This is a genomic window from Porcincola sp. LCP21S3_C12, from assembly GCF_052118625.1.
Taxonomy (GTDB): domain Bacteria; phylum Bacillota; class Clostridia; order Lachnospirales; family Lachnospiraceae; genus Porcincola.
Genome location: NZ_JBQKGW010000012.1, coordinates 34,401 through 47,631 on the forward strand (window position 1 = coordinate 34,401; position 13,231 = coordinate 47,631).

General features: G+C 54.1%; 13 protein-coding genes and 7 tRNA genes. All 20 read left to right on the forward strand.

From position 1 onward, the window contains the following. The first annotated feature begins 41 nt into the window (after nucleotides 1–41). The 20 genes from ACTQ1N_RS07720 to ACTQ1N_RS07815 all read left to right on the forward strand — a co-directional run bounded on the left by ACTQ1N_RS07720 (nucleotide 42) and on the right by ACTQ1N_RS07815 (nucleotide 13,018). Nucleotides 42–773, forward strand: coding sequence for a non-canonical purine NTP pyrophosphatase (locus ACTQ1N_RS07720; protein WP_441956210.1), 732 nt, complete (start codon nucleotides 42–44; stop codon nucleotides 771–773). A 60-nt stretch (nucleotides 774–833) separates the two neighbouring features. Next, nucleotides 834–1,322 carry a metallophosphoesterase gene (locus ACTQ1N_RS07725; protein WP_441956211.1) on the forward strand — a complete coding sequence of 163 codons (489 nt, stop codon included), beginning with the start codon at nucleotides 834–836 and terminating at the stop codon, nucleotides 1,320–1,322. 134 nt (nucleotides 1,323–1,456) lie between these two features. After that, nucleotides 1,457–1,531 (forward strand) — tRNA-Pro (locus ACTQ1N_RS07730). A gap of 36 nt (nucleotides 1,532–1,567) precedes the next feature. After that, nucleotides 1,568–1,638: transfer RNA gene (locus ACTQ1N_RS07735), tRNA-Gly, on the forward strand. A gap of 4 nt (nucleotides 1,639–1,642) precedes the next feature. Then, nucleotides 1,643–1,716 (forward strand) — tRNA-Arg (locus ACTQ1N_RS07740). A 26-nt stretch (nucleotides 1,717–1,742) separates the two neighbouring features. Further along, nucleotides 1,743–1,816: transfer RNA gene (locus tag ACTQ1N_RS07745), tRNA-His, on the forward strand. A gap of 9 nt (nucleotides 1,817–1,825) precedes the next feature. Continuing rightward, a tRNA-Gln gene (locus tag ACTQ1N_RS07750) sits at nucleotides 1,826–1,897 on the forward strand. 27 nt (nucleotides 1,898–1,924) lie between these two features. Next, nucleotides 1,925–1,997, forward strand: a tRNA-Lys gene (locus ACTQ1N_RS07755). Nucleotides 1,998–2,068: 71 nt separating this feature from the next. After that, nucleotides 2,069–2,148 (forward strand) — tRNA-Leu (locus ACTQ1N_RS07760). 110 nt (nucleotides 2,149–2,258) lie between these two features. Continuing rightward, nucleotides 2,259–2,834, forward strand: coding sequence for a manganese efflux pump MntP (locus tag ACTQ1N_RS07765; protein WP_441956212.1), 576 nt, complete (start codon nucleotides 2,259–2,261; stop codon nucleotides 2,832–2,834). 46 nt (nucleotides 2,835–2,880) lie between these two features. Further along, nucleotides 2,881–3,426 carry a CYTH domain-containing protein gene (locus ACTQ1N_RS07770; RefSeq protein WP_441956213.1) on the forward strand — a complete coding sequence of 182 codons (546 nt, stop codon included), beginning with the start codon at nucleotides 2,881–2,883 and terminating at the stop codon, nucleotides 3,424–3,426. 14 nt (nucleotides 3,427–3,440) lie between these two features. Continuing rightward, entirely contained in the window at nucleotides 3,441–4,058 is a 618-nt protein-coding gene (locus ACTQ1N_RS07775; protein ID WP_441956214.1) for a rhomboid family intramembrane serine protease, read from the forward strand. Nucleotides 4,059–4,281: 223 nt separating this feature from the next. After that, nucleotides 4,282–5,025: a Fe-S cluster assembly ATPase SufC gene (gene sufC, locus ACTQ1N_RS07780; RefSeq protein WP_441956215.1), complete on the forward strand. Its 744-nt coding sequence runs from the start codon at nucleotides 4,282–4,284 to the stop codon at nucleotides 5,023–5,025. Between the two features lies 1 nt (nucleotide 5,026). After that, on the forward strand, nucleotides 5,027–6,433 hold the full coding sequence (sufB, locus tag ACTQ1N_RS07785) for a Fe-S cluster assembly protein SufB (RefSeq protein WP_441956216.1): 1,407 nt from the start codon (nucleotides 5,027–5,029) through the stop codon (nucleotides 6,431–6,433). A gap of 22 nt (nucleotides 6,434–6,455) precedes the next feature. Then, nucleotides 6,456–7,523, forward strand: a complete 1,068-nt coding sequence (locus ACTQ1N_RS07790; protein WP_441956217.1) for a SufB/SufD family protein — start codon at nucleotides 6,456–6,458, stop codon at nucleotides 7,521–7,523. Between the two features lie 27 nt (nucleotides 7,524–7,550). Next, complete coding sequence (locus ACTQ1N_RS07795; RefSeq protein ID WP_441956218.1) at nucleotides 7,551–8,780, forward strand: aminotransferase class V-fold PLP-dependent enzyme; 1,230 nt, start codon at nucleotides 7,551–7,553, stop codon at nucleotides 8,778–8,780. A gap of 67 nt (nucleotides 8,781–8,847) precedes the next feature. Further along, complete coding sequence (gene sufU, locus ACTQ1N_RS07800) at nucleotides 8,848–9,321, forward strand: Fe-S cluster assembly sulfur transfer protein SufU (RefSeq protein WP_441956219.1); 474 nt, start codon at nucleotides 8,848–8,850, stop codon at nucleotides 9,319–9,321. A 335-nt stretch (nucleotides 9,322–9,656) separates the two neighbouring features. Next, nucleotides 9,657–11,009, forward strand: coding sequence for a carbohydrate ABC transporter substrate-binding protein (locus ACTQ1N_RS07805; protein WP_441956220.1), 1,353 nt, complete (start codon nucleotides 9,657–9,659; stop codon nucleotides 11,007–11,009). A 217-nt stretch (nucleotides 11,010–11,226) separates the two neighbouring features. Continuing rightward, nucleotides 11,227–12,138 (forward strand): carbohydrate ABC transporter permease, encoded by a 912-nt coding sequence (locus ACTQ1N_RS07810; RefSeq protein ID WP_441956251.1) that lies wholly within the window; start codon nucleotides 11,227–11,229, stop codon nucleotides 12,136–12,138. Nucleotides 12,139–12,151: 13 nt separating this feature from the next. Then, nucleotides 12,152–13,018, forward strand: coding sequence for a carbohydrate ABC transporter permease (locus ACTQ1N_RS07815; RefSeq protein WP_441956221.1), 867 nt, complete (start codon nucleotides 12,152–12,154; stop codon nucleotides 13,016–13,018). Nucleotides 13,019–13,231: the final 213 nt, after the last annotated feature.

Genomic DNA, 13,231 nt, shown 5'->3' on the forward strand with positions numbered 1-13,231 from the left:
GCGCCGGCAGGTGCAGATACGGACTGATACAGGAGAGAAGAATGGCAGGGAAAATGATCGTTGCGACAGGCAACAGAAACAAGATGATTGAAATCAGGGAGATTCTCTCTGATGTGGATGTCGATATTGTTTCGATGAAGGAGGCCGGTATCCGGGTGGAAATCGTGGAGAACGGAAGGTCATTTGCGGAGAATTCGGCGATCAAGGCGCTCACAGTCGCAAAGGCCTCGGGAGAGATGGCGATTGCGGATGACTCCGGGCTTGTAATTGACTGTTTAAGAGGGGAGCCGGGTATCTGGTCTGCCAGGTACATGGGAGAAGATACCCCCTATGATCTGAAAAACAGGACGATGATCAGCCGGGTCAATGATTTCTGCCGCGGGTATGAGGCAGCAGGCAGCGCGCCTGCGGCGATGGAGGGAGCAGAGTTTCTGAAAAACAGGACGGCAGGGGAAGGGAAGGTCCCGGATATACAGATCGATTTTCCGGGGGCGGATGAGAATGGAAAGCCGGGCCGGCTCAGATCGGCGAGGTTTGTCTGCGCCTGTACCTGTGCGTGGCCGGATGGGACGGTGAAAACCATCGTGGGCAAAATGGAAGGCCGGATCGCGTACGCCCAGGCCGGATCACACGGTTTTGGCTATGATCCGATCTTCTATCTTCCGCAGCTGGGGAAAACATCCGCAGAGCTTTTGCCGGAGGAAAAGAATGCGATCAGCCATCGCGGGAAGGCTTTCACTGCGATGCATGACTATCTGGCCGCTATTCTGTGATATGAGTGCCAAAAGTACCTTTTGCCACTGTAATCATTCAGTTTGAGAAAGGCCTGACGGATGAAAATACTTGTGATGAGCGACAGCCACGGATGGGACTACAATGCTGCGGAGGCTGTCCGGAGAGAAAAAACGATGGACGCCCTGATTCACCTTGGCGATGTACAGGAGACGATGGCACAGTTTCTGCGCGGGAGCGGTGTATGCTGCCCGGCCTATATGGTGGAGGGAAACTGCGACATGGACGGGTGGTATCCGAGGGAACAGATTGTGGAGCTCGGAGGACACAGACTCCTTCTGACGCACGGGCATGATTTTTATGTCCGGTTCGGCACGGAGGAACTTCATGACGAGGCTATTCGGAACCAGTGTGACCTTGCTCTGTTCGGCCACACACACATGCCGCTGATAGAAGAGAAGGATCCGGCGGTTCTGATCCTGAATCCAGGAAGCATTTCCAGCCCCCGGCAGGAGAACGGGCGTCCGAGCTACCTGGTGCTGGAATTGGAGGCGGATCGGCGCCCGGCGGCAGAGCTGCGGTACCTTTAATCGGGTCTTAAATCGAAAATCGAAAATTACGATTTCGGGGTTGACAAAGGCATTACGCAATAATATAATTACGAACGTGCCTGAGGGAATGAGGCAACGGACGGATGAGCGAGGTTCCGGTATTCCCAAGCTTTCGGGGTGTGGCTCAGTTTGGCTAGAGCGCCTGCTTTGGGAGCAGGAAGTCGCAAGTTCGAATCTTGTCACCCCGAGTTGAAGGGCGCTGAAAACTCATTTTCATGTTTGATGCGGGTGTAGTTCAATGGTAGAACACCAGCCTTCCAAGCTGGATACGTGGGTTCGATTCCCATCACCCGCTTTTTGAGTCTGTAGCTCAGCTGGATAGAGCAACGGCCTTCTAAGCCGTGGGTCGGGGGTTCGAATCCCTTCAGGCTCGTGCGGAGTGAGATGCTCCAGTATATGGTGGGTATAGCGCAGCTGGTTAGCGCGCCAGATTGTGGCTCTGGAGGCCCAGGGTTCGAATCCCTGTACCCACCCTTACCTAGTGGGCTATCGCCAAGCGGTAAGGCACAGGACTTTGACTCCTGCATTCACCGGTCCGAATCCGGTTAGCCCAGCTTGGCCGAGAGCCATTTTTTATATGCGGGGTATTAGCTCAGGTGGTAGAGCACTTGACTTTTAATCAAGTTGTCGGGGGTTCGAATCCCCCATGCCTCATGTGAGCCGTCACAAAGCTGTGGCGGCTTTTATTGTAAGTGTGGGCAGAAGGTACCAAGGCCCGCCCGTATGCAGCTGTGGCGGAATTGGCAGACGCGCTGGATTTAGGTTCCAGTGGGAGACCGTGCAGGTTCAAGTCCTGTCAGCTGCATGGAGACATCCGGACTACAAAGCCCGGATGTTTTCTTGTATATCAGTCTGGCTGGAGAAGCCGCGGGCGGCAGCACCGGCAGGCGGATGCGGAGGACGGAGGAAAAACAGATGGGACAATCCTTTTTTCTGAACAGCATACTGCTGGGGGCAGGGCTGGCAATGGATGCCTTTTCAGTGTCCTGTGCAAATGGCCTCAGGGAGCCGGATATGAAGGCGGGACGCATGGTGAAGATTGCAGGCGTCTACGCCTTTTTTCAGTTTGCGATGCCGATGGCCGGCTGGTTCTGCGTTCATCAGCTGCTCACGTTCTTCCGCGCCTTTCAGCCGTTTATTCCATGGATCGCGCTCGGGCTGTTAGGCTGGATCGGCGGAAAGATGCTGATCGAGGGGATGCGGAACCAGACGCCGGAGGAAGAGGCCTGTGTGACGCGCTGCGATTTGCTGGTGCAGGGAATCGCAACCTCTATTGATGCGCTGTCTATCGGGTTTACGATATCAGACTACCATGCAATCGAAGCCTTTCTGTGTGCCTTGATTATCGCAGCTGTGACGGAAGGCATCTGTATTGCGGGACTTGCGATCGGAAAGAGAGTCGGCATGAAACTGTCGTCCAGGGCGTCTGTCCTAGGCGGCGTGATTCTGATTGCAATCGGACTGGAAGTGTTTATCAGCGGCATCCGATGATCTGAACAGAAGAACGAAGATGCCGGTATCGGCAGAGGAGGACAGGATGGAGATCGAACGGAAATGGATGGTGCAAAGCTGGCCGCCTGCGGGGCTTGAGCTGATCAGACAGCAGCGGATGCGCCAGGGGTATGTGACAGTCCGCCCGACGGTCCGGATCCGTGAGGAAACAGACCTTCCGGTAAAGCCGGGGGATCAGGGCAGGACGGCATATATCCTTTGCCTGAAAACGGCCTCAACAGATGATGGCCTTGCCCGCACAGAGATTGAGATGGAGATCCCGGAGGAAAAGTTTGACGAGATCGAAGCGATGATCGGGAAACCGCTTATTGAGAAAACCCGGAGAACATACAGCCTTCCGGATGGGCTGGCCCTGGAAGTCAACCAGGTAGACCGCGGGCTTCCGACCGAATTCTGGTATGCGGAGGTTGAGTTTGCCAGTGTAGAGCAGGCAAAAAGCTGGCAGCCGGAAGCTGCAGGTCTTGGAGACTATTTATCCGACGATGTGACGGGACAGCCGGGAAGTTCGATGGGCGCCTACTGGGAAGAGACCAGAGAGGCAGCCGGCGCAGAAGCCGTTCATATGATATGAAAGGGAGATGTGTGATGGGAATTCTGACAGTCTACAGCGGCGCGGCGTCCGCGCAGCAGCCGCTCTTGAATCCGGTTCTGTATCACAGGCCCGTCAGTGTTCTGACAGGCGCAATCTGCATCGTTGTCTTTCTGATCATCCGGTTCGGGAAGAGAGGCGGAGGAGACAGAAGCGGACTGTTGTCGAGGGCTGTCTCCTGCGGGTGCTATGACAGAGACCGGATCAGAGGAGGCCAATTCTGGCGGCTGCTGACTGTGGGATTTACACACATTGAGGGCTGGCATATCGCTGTGAATCTGTATTCGCTCTACGCGCTCTCGGCGCTGGAGGAGGCGTACGGGCATCTCTGGTTTGCTGTCATCCTGGGCGGCTCCGTCATCGGCGGAAGCCTGCTGGAACTTGCAATTTCAAAGACCCGGTATTCTGTCGGGCTTTCCGGCGGCTTGTATGGCCTGATGTTTTCATACGCCCTTCTGATCTGGACATATGGCGGAAATGTCCGAAGCATTCTGATAACGATCCTGATCAACCTTGCGATCAACTTTGCACCGGGAATTGCCTGGCAGGCCCACATCGGCGGCGCCCTGAGCGGCCTTGTCCTGACACAGGTGATGATTTATGCGGCGCGCTGAACACGTCTGCAGGAGCATTTCACCGGGAGAATTCGATGCAAACAGGTCTTTATGCAGCGGAAGGGACACGTGTCCGAAGATGCTGTGTACGGAAAAAAACACACACAGGAGACATGGGGTGTTGCATTTCAGTACGTCCCATATTATAATCACGTTGTTTGAAATCACAGTATTTTACTGGGATATGATCAAGCCCCAAAGAACATAAAGGAAGGAATAAGCCATGGAACCATTACTGAACATTCAGAATCTCAGTGTCAGCGTTGATGACAACGAGATTCTTCACGATCTGAACCTGAAAGTCGGCCGCGGCGAGACCCATGTCCTGATGGGCCCCAATGGCGCGGGCAAGTCCACTCTCGGCAATGCGCTGATGGGCAATCCTCAGTACAAGATCACTTCCGGGACAGCCATTTTCAATGGAAAGAATATTCTGGAGGAGTCCGTCTGCGACCGGGCGAAGGAAGGACTGTTCATGTCATTCCAGAATCCCATCGAGGTTCCGGGCGTGTCGCTTTCCAATTTCATCCGCACAGCTCTGGAGCAGCGCACGGGCAAGCGGATCCGCCTGTGGGATTTCAAAAAAGAGATCGAGCAGAAGCTGAAGGTTCTGGATATGGACCCGTCCTATGCGGACCGTGACCTGAATGTCGGCTTCTCCGGCGGGGAGAAGAAGAAGGCGGAGATTCTTCAGATGCTGATGCTCAAGCCGTCACTGGCGATTCTGGACGAGACCGACTCCGGTCTGGATGTCGACGCTGTGCGTACCGTATCGAACGGTGTCAAGGAGTACCAGAAGGACAAGGATGGCGCACTCCTTATCATTACCCATTCAACAAGAATCCTGGAGGCCCTCCATGTCGATGCAACGCATGTTCTGGTGAATGGACACATCGTTGAGAATGGCGGGGCAGAGCTGGTCGATGAGATCAACGAGCGTGGATTTGAGCGGTTCGAGGAAAAGTAAGATGGCAGAGAAAACTTATGTTGCCGACATTGACCGGAGCATGTACGACTTCCGGTATGACGAGAAGGACGCATACCGGATCGAGGAAGGTTTGTCCCCGGAGATTGTCGAGCAGATATCCAAAGAGAAAAATGATCCTCAGTGGATGCATGATTTCCGCATGAAGTCTCTGGAAATCTACAATCATACCCAGATGCCGGACTGGGGTCCTTCCATTGAAGGACTGAATATGAAGAACATCGCGACCTATGTCCGTCCGAACACAAAGATGGCGAACGACTGGGACAGCGTGCCGGAGGAGATCAAGGATACCTTCGAGCGTCTTGGCATTCCGCAGGCGGAGCGGAAGTCTCTTGCGGGCGTTGGCGCTCAGTATGACTCTGAGCTGGTTTACCACAATGTTCAGGACTTCGCTGAAAAACTGGGCGTTGTCTACTCGGACATCGAGAGCGCGCTTCACGGTCCGTATGCGGACATGATCCGGGATCACTTTATGAAGCTGGTTCCGCCGACAGATCACAAGTTCGCGGCTCTGCACGGCGCAGTCTGGTCAGGCGGTTCTTTTGTGTATGTCCCGGAGGGCGTGCATCTGGAGATCCCGCTCCAGTCTTATTTCCGGCTTAACGCAAAGGGCGCCGGACAGTTTGAGCATACATTGATCATTGTTGAGGACAATGCGTACCTTCATTTCATCGAGGGCTGCTCAGCGCCGAAGTACAACGTGGCGAATCTGCATGCGGGCTGCGTGGAGCTGTTCGTCGGAAAAAATTCGACGCTCCGGTATTCGACCATCGAGAACTGGTCGAAGAACATGTACAACCTGAACACAAAGCGCGCAAAGGTGGAGGAGGGCGGCAAGATTGAGTGGGTTTCCGGCTCCTTCGGCTCCCACGTCTCCTATCTCTATCCGATGAGCGTGCTGGCGGGCAGAGGGGCAAGCTCCGAGTTCACAGGCGTGACCTTTGCCGGAAAGGGGCAGAATCTTGACACCGGATGCAAGGTGGTCCACAATGCACCGGACACAACCTCTGTCGTGAATACCCGCTCCATCAGCAAAAGCGGCGGCATCTCGACATTCCGCAGCGCAGTTGTCATCAACCCGCAGGCGAAGAACAGCAAGTCTTCGACATCCTGCCAGTCTCTGATGCTGGATTCGGAGTCGAGATCGGACACGATCCCGGCGATGGATGTGAAGACGCAGCAGGCAGACGTCGGCCATGAGGCAAAAATCGGGCGCATTTCCGATGAGGCGGTCTTCTATCTGATGAGCCGCGGCCTTCCGGAGGATGATGCCAGGGCGCTGATCGTCTCAGGCTTTGCCGACAACGTCGGCAAGGAGCTTCCTCTTGAGTATGCGGTGGAGATGAACAATCTGATCCGCCTTGAGATGAAGGGCACCAACGGCTGAGGCACGGGAGGAAAAACGGATTATGAATATGACATTGAATCGTCTTCCGTCAATCACCTGGTATTGGCTGAAGATGAATAACGGTTCTCTGGAGGGTGTGGATCCGGCCGGGGAGGCTTCGGTGAGGGAAGAGATTCCCGAGCAGGTAACAGCGAAGACGCTGGGGCTGGAAGACCTGCCGGAGCAGGCGACCGGCATGGGGAAGGACATGACAGCACTTGTCCGCGTCTCAGGGGTCCCGGTTCACGGTTATGAGACAGCGGAGCACCGGCAGGCAGACGGCGTGCTGCGCCTGGACTATCCCTTTGAACATGGAGCCCGCAGCGTCAACGCAGTCAGCCTTCGGGCTGCAAAAGACTCCAGCCTGACGGTGGTGCAGGATTTCTCCTCCGCCTCGGACGCCGAGGGATTTGCAGCGGTTCAGACAAGGTACCTTGTCGAGGAAGGTGCGGTGCTGAAGCTGATCCAGATCGAGCGCCTCGGGAACGGATATACATTTCTGAATGATATCGGCGGACGCGTGGAAAATTCCGGGCGCGTCGAGCTGATCCATCTGGTGCTGGACGGCGGGCACACCTACCTGGGCGTGCAGACCGACCTGACCGGATACAAGTCGGCGCTGAAGGCGGACATCGGTTATCGCGTCGGCGGCGACCATACGCTCGACATCAACTATTTTGCGAACCACACAGGAAAGAAGACAACCTGCGACATCAACGCAAAGGGTGTGCTCAGAGACCATGCCAGGAAGGTTTTCCGCGGCACCATTGATCTGAAGAAGGGCTCGTCCGGATCGGTTGGCAACGAAAAGGAAGATGTTCTGATGATGGACGATACAGTCCGGAATCAGACACTTCCGGTTATTCTCTGCACAGAGGAGGATGTCGTTGGAAACCATGGGGCGACCATCGGGCGGCTTGACGAGAGCGTGCTGTTCTACCTTCAGTCAAGAGGAATGGACAGGGAAGCGGTCTACGAGATGATGGCCGATGCACGTGTCGCATCTGTGGTACATCTGATTGAGGACGAGCGGACCCGTGCAGAGGCAGAGCGTTATCTTGGCGGAATATCTGACAGCATGGAAGAGTAAGGAAAAGTAAGGAACAGGGTGGGCGTGATGACAATAACACAGGATATGATTCGCCGGGTGCGGGCAGACTTTCCACTGATTACAGAGGATATCGCGTATCTTGACAATTCAGCGACAAGCCAGAAACCGCAGAGTGTGATTGACGCGGGAAAGCATTTCTACGAGACGGAGAATGCGAATCCGCTCAGGGGACTTTACAAGCTGTCAGTCGCCGCAACAGAGACATATGAGCAGGCAAGAGAAGCGGTGAGAGCTTTTCTCGGGGCCGGCAGCACAGAGGAGATTATCTTCACCCGAAACGCGACAGAGTCTCTGAATCTGGTGGCCTACAGCTGGGCTCTGGACAACCTGAAGGCAGGCGACGATATCCTCGTCACCATCATCGAGCACCACTCCAACATGCTTCCCTGGCAGATGGCGGCGGAGAAGACGGGGGCGAATCTCCATTACCTGTATCCGGACAAAACGGGTGCAGTCACGGAGGAGATGTTCCGCAATGCGCTTACACCTGAGACAAAACTGGTCTGCATGACCCAGCTGTCCAATGTCCTTGGGAGAAGCTACGACCTCAAGACATATGCGCGGATCGCACATGAGACAGGTGCGGTTTTTGTCGGAGACGGTGCACAGAGCACGCCGCATATTCCGGTGAATGTGACAGATCTGGATGTGGATTTCTTTGCATTTTCAGGACACAAGATGCTGGCGCCGATGGGAATCGGCGTTCTGTACGGTAAAAAGAAGCTGCTGGAGCGCATGCAGCCGTTCCTGCGCGGCGGGGAAATGATCGACTATGTGACCACCGAAGGCGCAACCTGGGCGGAGCTTCCGCACAAGTTCGAGGCAGGTACCGTGAATGCAGGCGGTGCTGCCGGACTTCTGGCGGCAATTCAATACTATCAGAAGCTTGGCTGGGCGTTCATTGAGCAGCGGGAGCTGGAGCTGACCCGGTATGCGATGGAGAAGATGAAGGACGTCCCGCATGTGACGCTGCTGGGCTCAGACAGACCCGAGGAGCATCACGGCATTCTGACATTCAAGGTAGACGGTGTTCATCCGCATGACATTGCAGCGATGATGGACGAGGACGGGGTCTGCGTGCGGGCAGGCCACCACTGCGCCCAGCCGCTTCTGAAGTATCTGGGCGTACCGAATACAACCAGATGCTCACTGGCTTTCTACAATACAGAAGCGGAGATTGACCGCTTTACGGAAAGCCTGGCGACGCTGCGCAGCAGGATGGGATATCAGGACTGAGGCCATTGACCGCGGGCGCCGCTGATGCAGTCTGACGCGGGCGGAAAGATGGAAAGGAAAGGGCAACATGCAGAATACGTTTTATAATGAAATCCTGACGGATCACAACCTGCATCCGGCACACAAGCATGATCTGCCGGATGCGAATATGCAGCTGGAGGGTGTGAACCCAAGCTGTGGAGACGATATTATCCTGAAACTGAAGGTGGAGGATGGGAAGATCGTGGACGGTGCCTATGTCGGAGACGGCTGCGCGATCTCTCAGGCATCCGCAGATATGATGCTGGATCTGGTGATCGGGAAGACAGAGGCGGAGGCCAGAAGGCTCTCGGACATCTTTTTGCGTATGATCAAGGGGCATATCACCGAGGAGGAACACGAGGAGCTGGAGGAGGCAGGTGCACTGATCGATGTCTCTCATATGCCGTCGCGTGTCAAGTGTGCTGTGCTTGGCTGGCATACAATGGATGAGATCTTTGATGAGCCGCAGAAGGCCATGGAAGAAGCCAGGCAGGGAAAAGAGGAGAACAGCGGAAGCTGATTTCAGGGGCTTTTATTCAGCCTGGAAACAGCAGACCGATTTCAGCATTGTGATACAGAGAGTGGGAAGGCTCCGGACAGCGGAAGCCTTCCTTTTTTTATGGAGGAACGAATACGATTTCGCAACCAGTTTAGCATTTTAAAGACAAATTATAAAAATGCATGTAAAACATAAATATGTCAAGGGATTGATATACATAATGCACAATACAGCAGGGAACATTTTGTGCATAAGGAGCCATTGACGGGGAAATAGAATGGGATTATGATGTAGTTACGAAAACGATTTAGTAAATCAAAGGAATCGCAGAATACATAGAAATGGGAGGTAGAAACATGAAAAAGCGTATGATGGCACTGGTCAGCATGGCCCTTGCAGGAGCAATGATTCTTCCGATGGCTGCAATGGCAGGAGAGACCGAGGCAGCTGCAGCGGGAGCGGACGAGGGCAAGGTCCTCAACATCGAGGTCTGGAACGAGGAGTTCAAGAGCAGGATTACCGATCATTATCCGGGTTATGAGAAGACAGACGATACCCATGGAAAGATCGGTGATGTGACGGTCAACTGGATCATCACACCGAACGATGACAACGCATACCAGAACAACCTTGACACCGTCCTTCCGGGCAATGCGGACGCATCGGCGGACGACAAAGTCGATCTGTTCCTGATCGAGGCAGACTACGCGAAGAAGTACATCGATGCAGATGCAAACGTTGCGATGCCGCTGAAGGATCTGGGTATCACGGCAGATGACCTTTCCAAGCAGTACAAATATACACAGGATGTTGTAACGGACGCGAACGGCGATCTTCGCGGTACTTCCTGGCAGGCCTGCTCCGCCGGTCTGATCTACAACCGCGCTGCGGCGAAGGAAGTCCTTGGAACGGATGATCCGGCGGAAGTCCAGAAGGCAGTTGCTGACTGGGATACCTACAATGAGACAGCTAAGAAGATGGCGGATGCAGGTTATCTGATGCAGTCCACTGTCAACGATACGTACCGTGTCTACTCCAACAACGTTTCCGGACCGTGGGTACAGGATGGAAAGGTTGTCGTCGATGACAATATCAAGAAGTGGGTCGATGATTCCAAGGCACAGGTCGATGCGAAGGAAACCACGACTGCCGAGCTGTGGTCTGATGACTGGAGCAAGGGCTTCTATCCGGAAGGAAAGGTATTCTGCTACTTCGGGCCGGCATGGCTGATCAACTTCTCCATGAAGGCAGACGATGAGAAATCCATCGCAGCGCAGGGCGGCTGGGGCCTTGTCAACGGACCGCAGGGCTTCTTCTGGGGCGGCACATGGATCTGTGCAGCACAGGGAACCGATAATCCGTCTCTCGTCAAGGACATCATGCTGAAGATGACAACAGATGATGACATCATGAAGGAGATTGCTCAGAAGGATTCCGACTGCGTCAACAACAAGGAAGTCCTGAAGGCGCTTGCATCCGATGATTCCGGCAGCAACAAGGTCCTCGGCGGACAGAATCCTTACCAGATGCTGGCAGACGGTGCGGAGAAGGTTGACATGAGCAATATCTCCATCTATGACCAGGGCTGCAATGAGGAGTTCCAGAAAGCCATGAAGAACTATTTTGACGGCAACGCTTCCTATGACGACGCACTGGCGCAGTTCAAGAGCGCGATCGTTGAGAAGTATCCGGAGCTGACCACTGACTGATCAGAAAAACAGATGATCCGGAGACTGACAGACACAGATTCGGACCAGCGAAGGAGCCTGCCCCGACGGGCAGGCTCCTTGCATGAAAAGAGACAGGTCAGATGATGGCAGCACGTGCCGGGACACCGGCTGCGCGGGACGGGCAGGGGACACCTGCCGGGATGATTCCGGGGCATACCGGAATCATAAGATCATCAGGCAACCGGAGGAGAAAGCGATGAAGAAGAAAAAAAGCGTGGTTACGAGATATAACCGCTGGGGATATATCTTCCTGATTCCGTTCGCAGTGGTGTTTGTCACATTTCAGCTGATTCCACTCTGCACGACAATTTACAACAGCTTCTTTGAAAACTATATGTCAGGCCTGAGGAAGGTCGGACCGAACTTCGTCGGTCTGAAGAACTATGCGAAGCTGCTGACCGAAGGAGACCTCGGGAAGTATTTTTGCAACACGATGATCATGTGGATTCTGGGCTTTGTACCGCAGATCATTCTCTCACTTCTTCTGAGCGCCTGGTTCACAAATCCGCAGCTGAGGCTGAAGGGACAGCGGTTCTTCAAGACGGTTATATATCTGCCGAATCTGATCATGGCGGCTGCATTCTCCATGCTGTTTTTCACACTGTTCTCCAAGGGCGGGCCGGTCAATTCCATTCTGATTGCGATCGGTGTCTTCAAGGAGCCGTATGATTTCATGGCGCACATCGGATCGGTCAGAGGACTTGTCGGGTTCATGAACTGTCTGATGTGGTTCGGCAACACGACCATCCTGCTGATGGCCGGCATGATGGGCATCCCGGATTCCCTCTATGAGGCCGCGGAGGTTGACGGGGCGACGCCGGGGCAGATCTTCTGGAGAGTGACGATGCCGCTGCTCAAACCGATTTTCGTGTATGTCCTGGTGACTTCGCTGATCGGCGGCCTGCAGATGTTCGATGTTCCCCAGATCCTGACAAATGGATCCGGCGATCCGATGAGAACGTCGATGACGCTGATCATGTACCTGAACAAGCACCTGTTCTCGAAAAACTTTGGAATGGCTGGCGCGCTTTCTGTCCTGCTTCTGATCCTGACCGGATTTCTGAGCGCGATTGTTTTCCAGGTGACGGCAAAGGACGAAGTACAGTAAGGAGGGAAGAGAGATGGCAAACCATTCAGCCGGAAAGAAAGGAAAAGGCAGCAGCGTTCATGCCAGAAGAGCTGTCGCTTACATCGTCCTGATATTGATATCCTTCCTGTGCCTGTTCTGGTTTTACGTTCTGTTCATCAATGCAAGCAGATCCAATTCGGAGCTTGGCCGGGGGTTTACGGTATTTCCGGGAAAGTATCTGGGCAAAAACTTTTATAACCTCTTCCACAGTTCGCTTCCAGTCGTCAGAGGCATGGTCAATTCTCTGATTGTTGCGGCACTGTCCGCGCTGCTCAGCACGTACTTCTCGACCATGACCGCCTATGCGATTCATGCATACAGGTTTGCAGGCCGGAAGGCAATTTTCACCTTCATCCTCGGAATCATGATGATTCCGACACAGGTGACAGCGCTGGGCTTTGTCAAACTGGTCCAGTCCATGAAACTGGAGGACAACTTCATTCCGCTCGTCATTCCGACAATCGCGGCTCCGATGACATTCTTCTATCTGAAGCAGTATATGGATTCAAACCTCCCGGGAGAGCTCCTGGAGGCTGCCAGAATTGATGGCGCCGGCGAGCTGAGGATTTTCAACACCGTTGCGCTTCCGCTGATGAAGCCGGCCATCGCCGTTCAGGCGATATTCGCCTTTGTTACCAGCTGGAACAATTACTTCACACCGTCCCTGATTCTTCACAAGGACAAAGTGAAGACGCTTCCGATCCTGATCGCGCAGCTTCGTGCCGCGGACTGGCTCAAGTTTGATATGGGGCAGGTCTACGCGATGATCGCGTTTTCCATCTTCCCTGTCATCATTGTCTACCTGATTTTGTCAAAGAATATTGTCGGTGGTCTTGCAGCAGGCGCCGTGAAAGGCTAAGCGGCAGGATGCCGGGAAAAAGCTGTAAGTATGAAAAGAGAAAGGCCGGGGAAATGCGCCAGACGGCACATGCCCCGGCTTTTCGTGTTATCATAAAGCTGCCGGCAGTATACTTATTTCAACAAATGAACATATTTCAAGTGTAGGATGATTGCAGTGTCAAAAGTCCGTCACCACAAAAGATGATTTGACACTCATATCGAAGGATAAGCA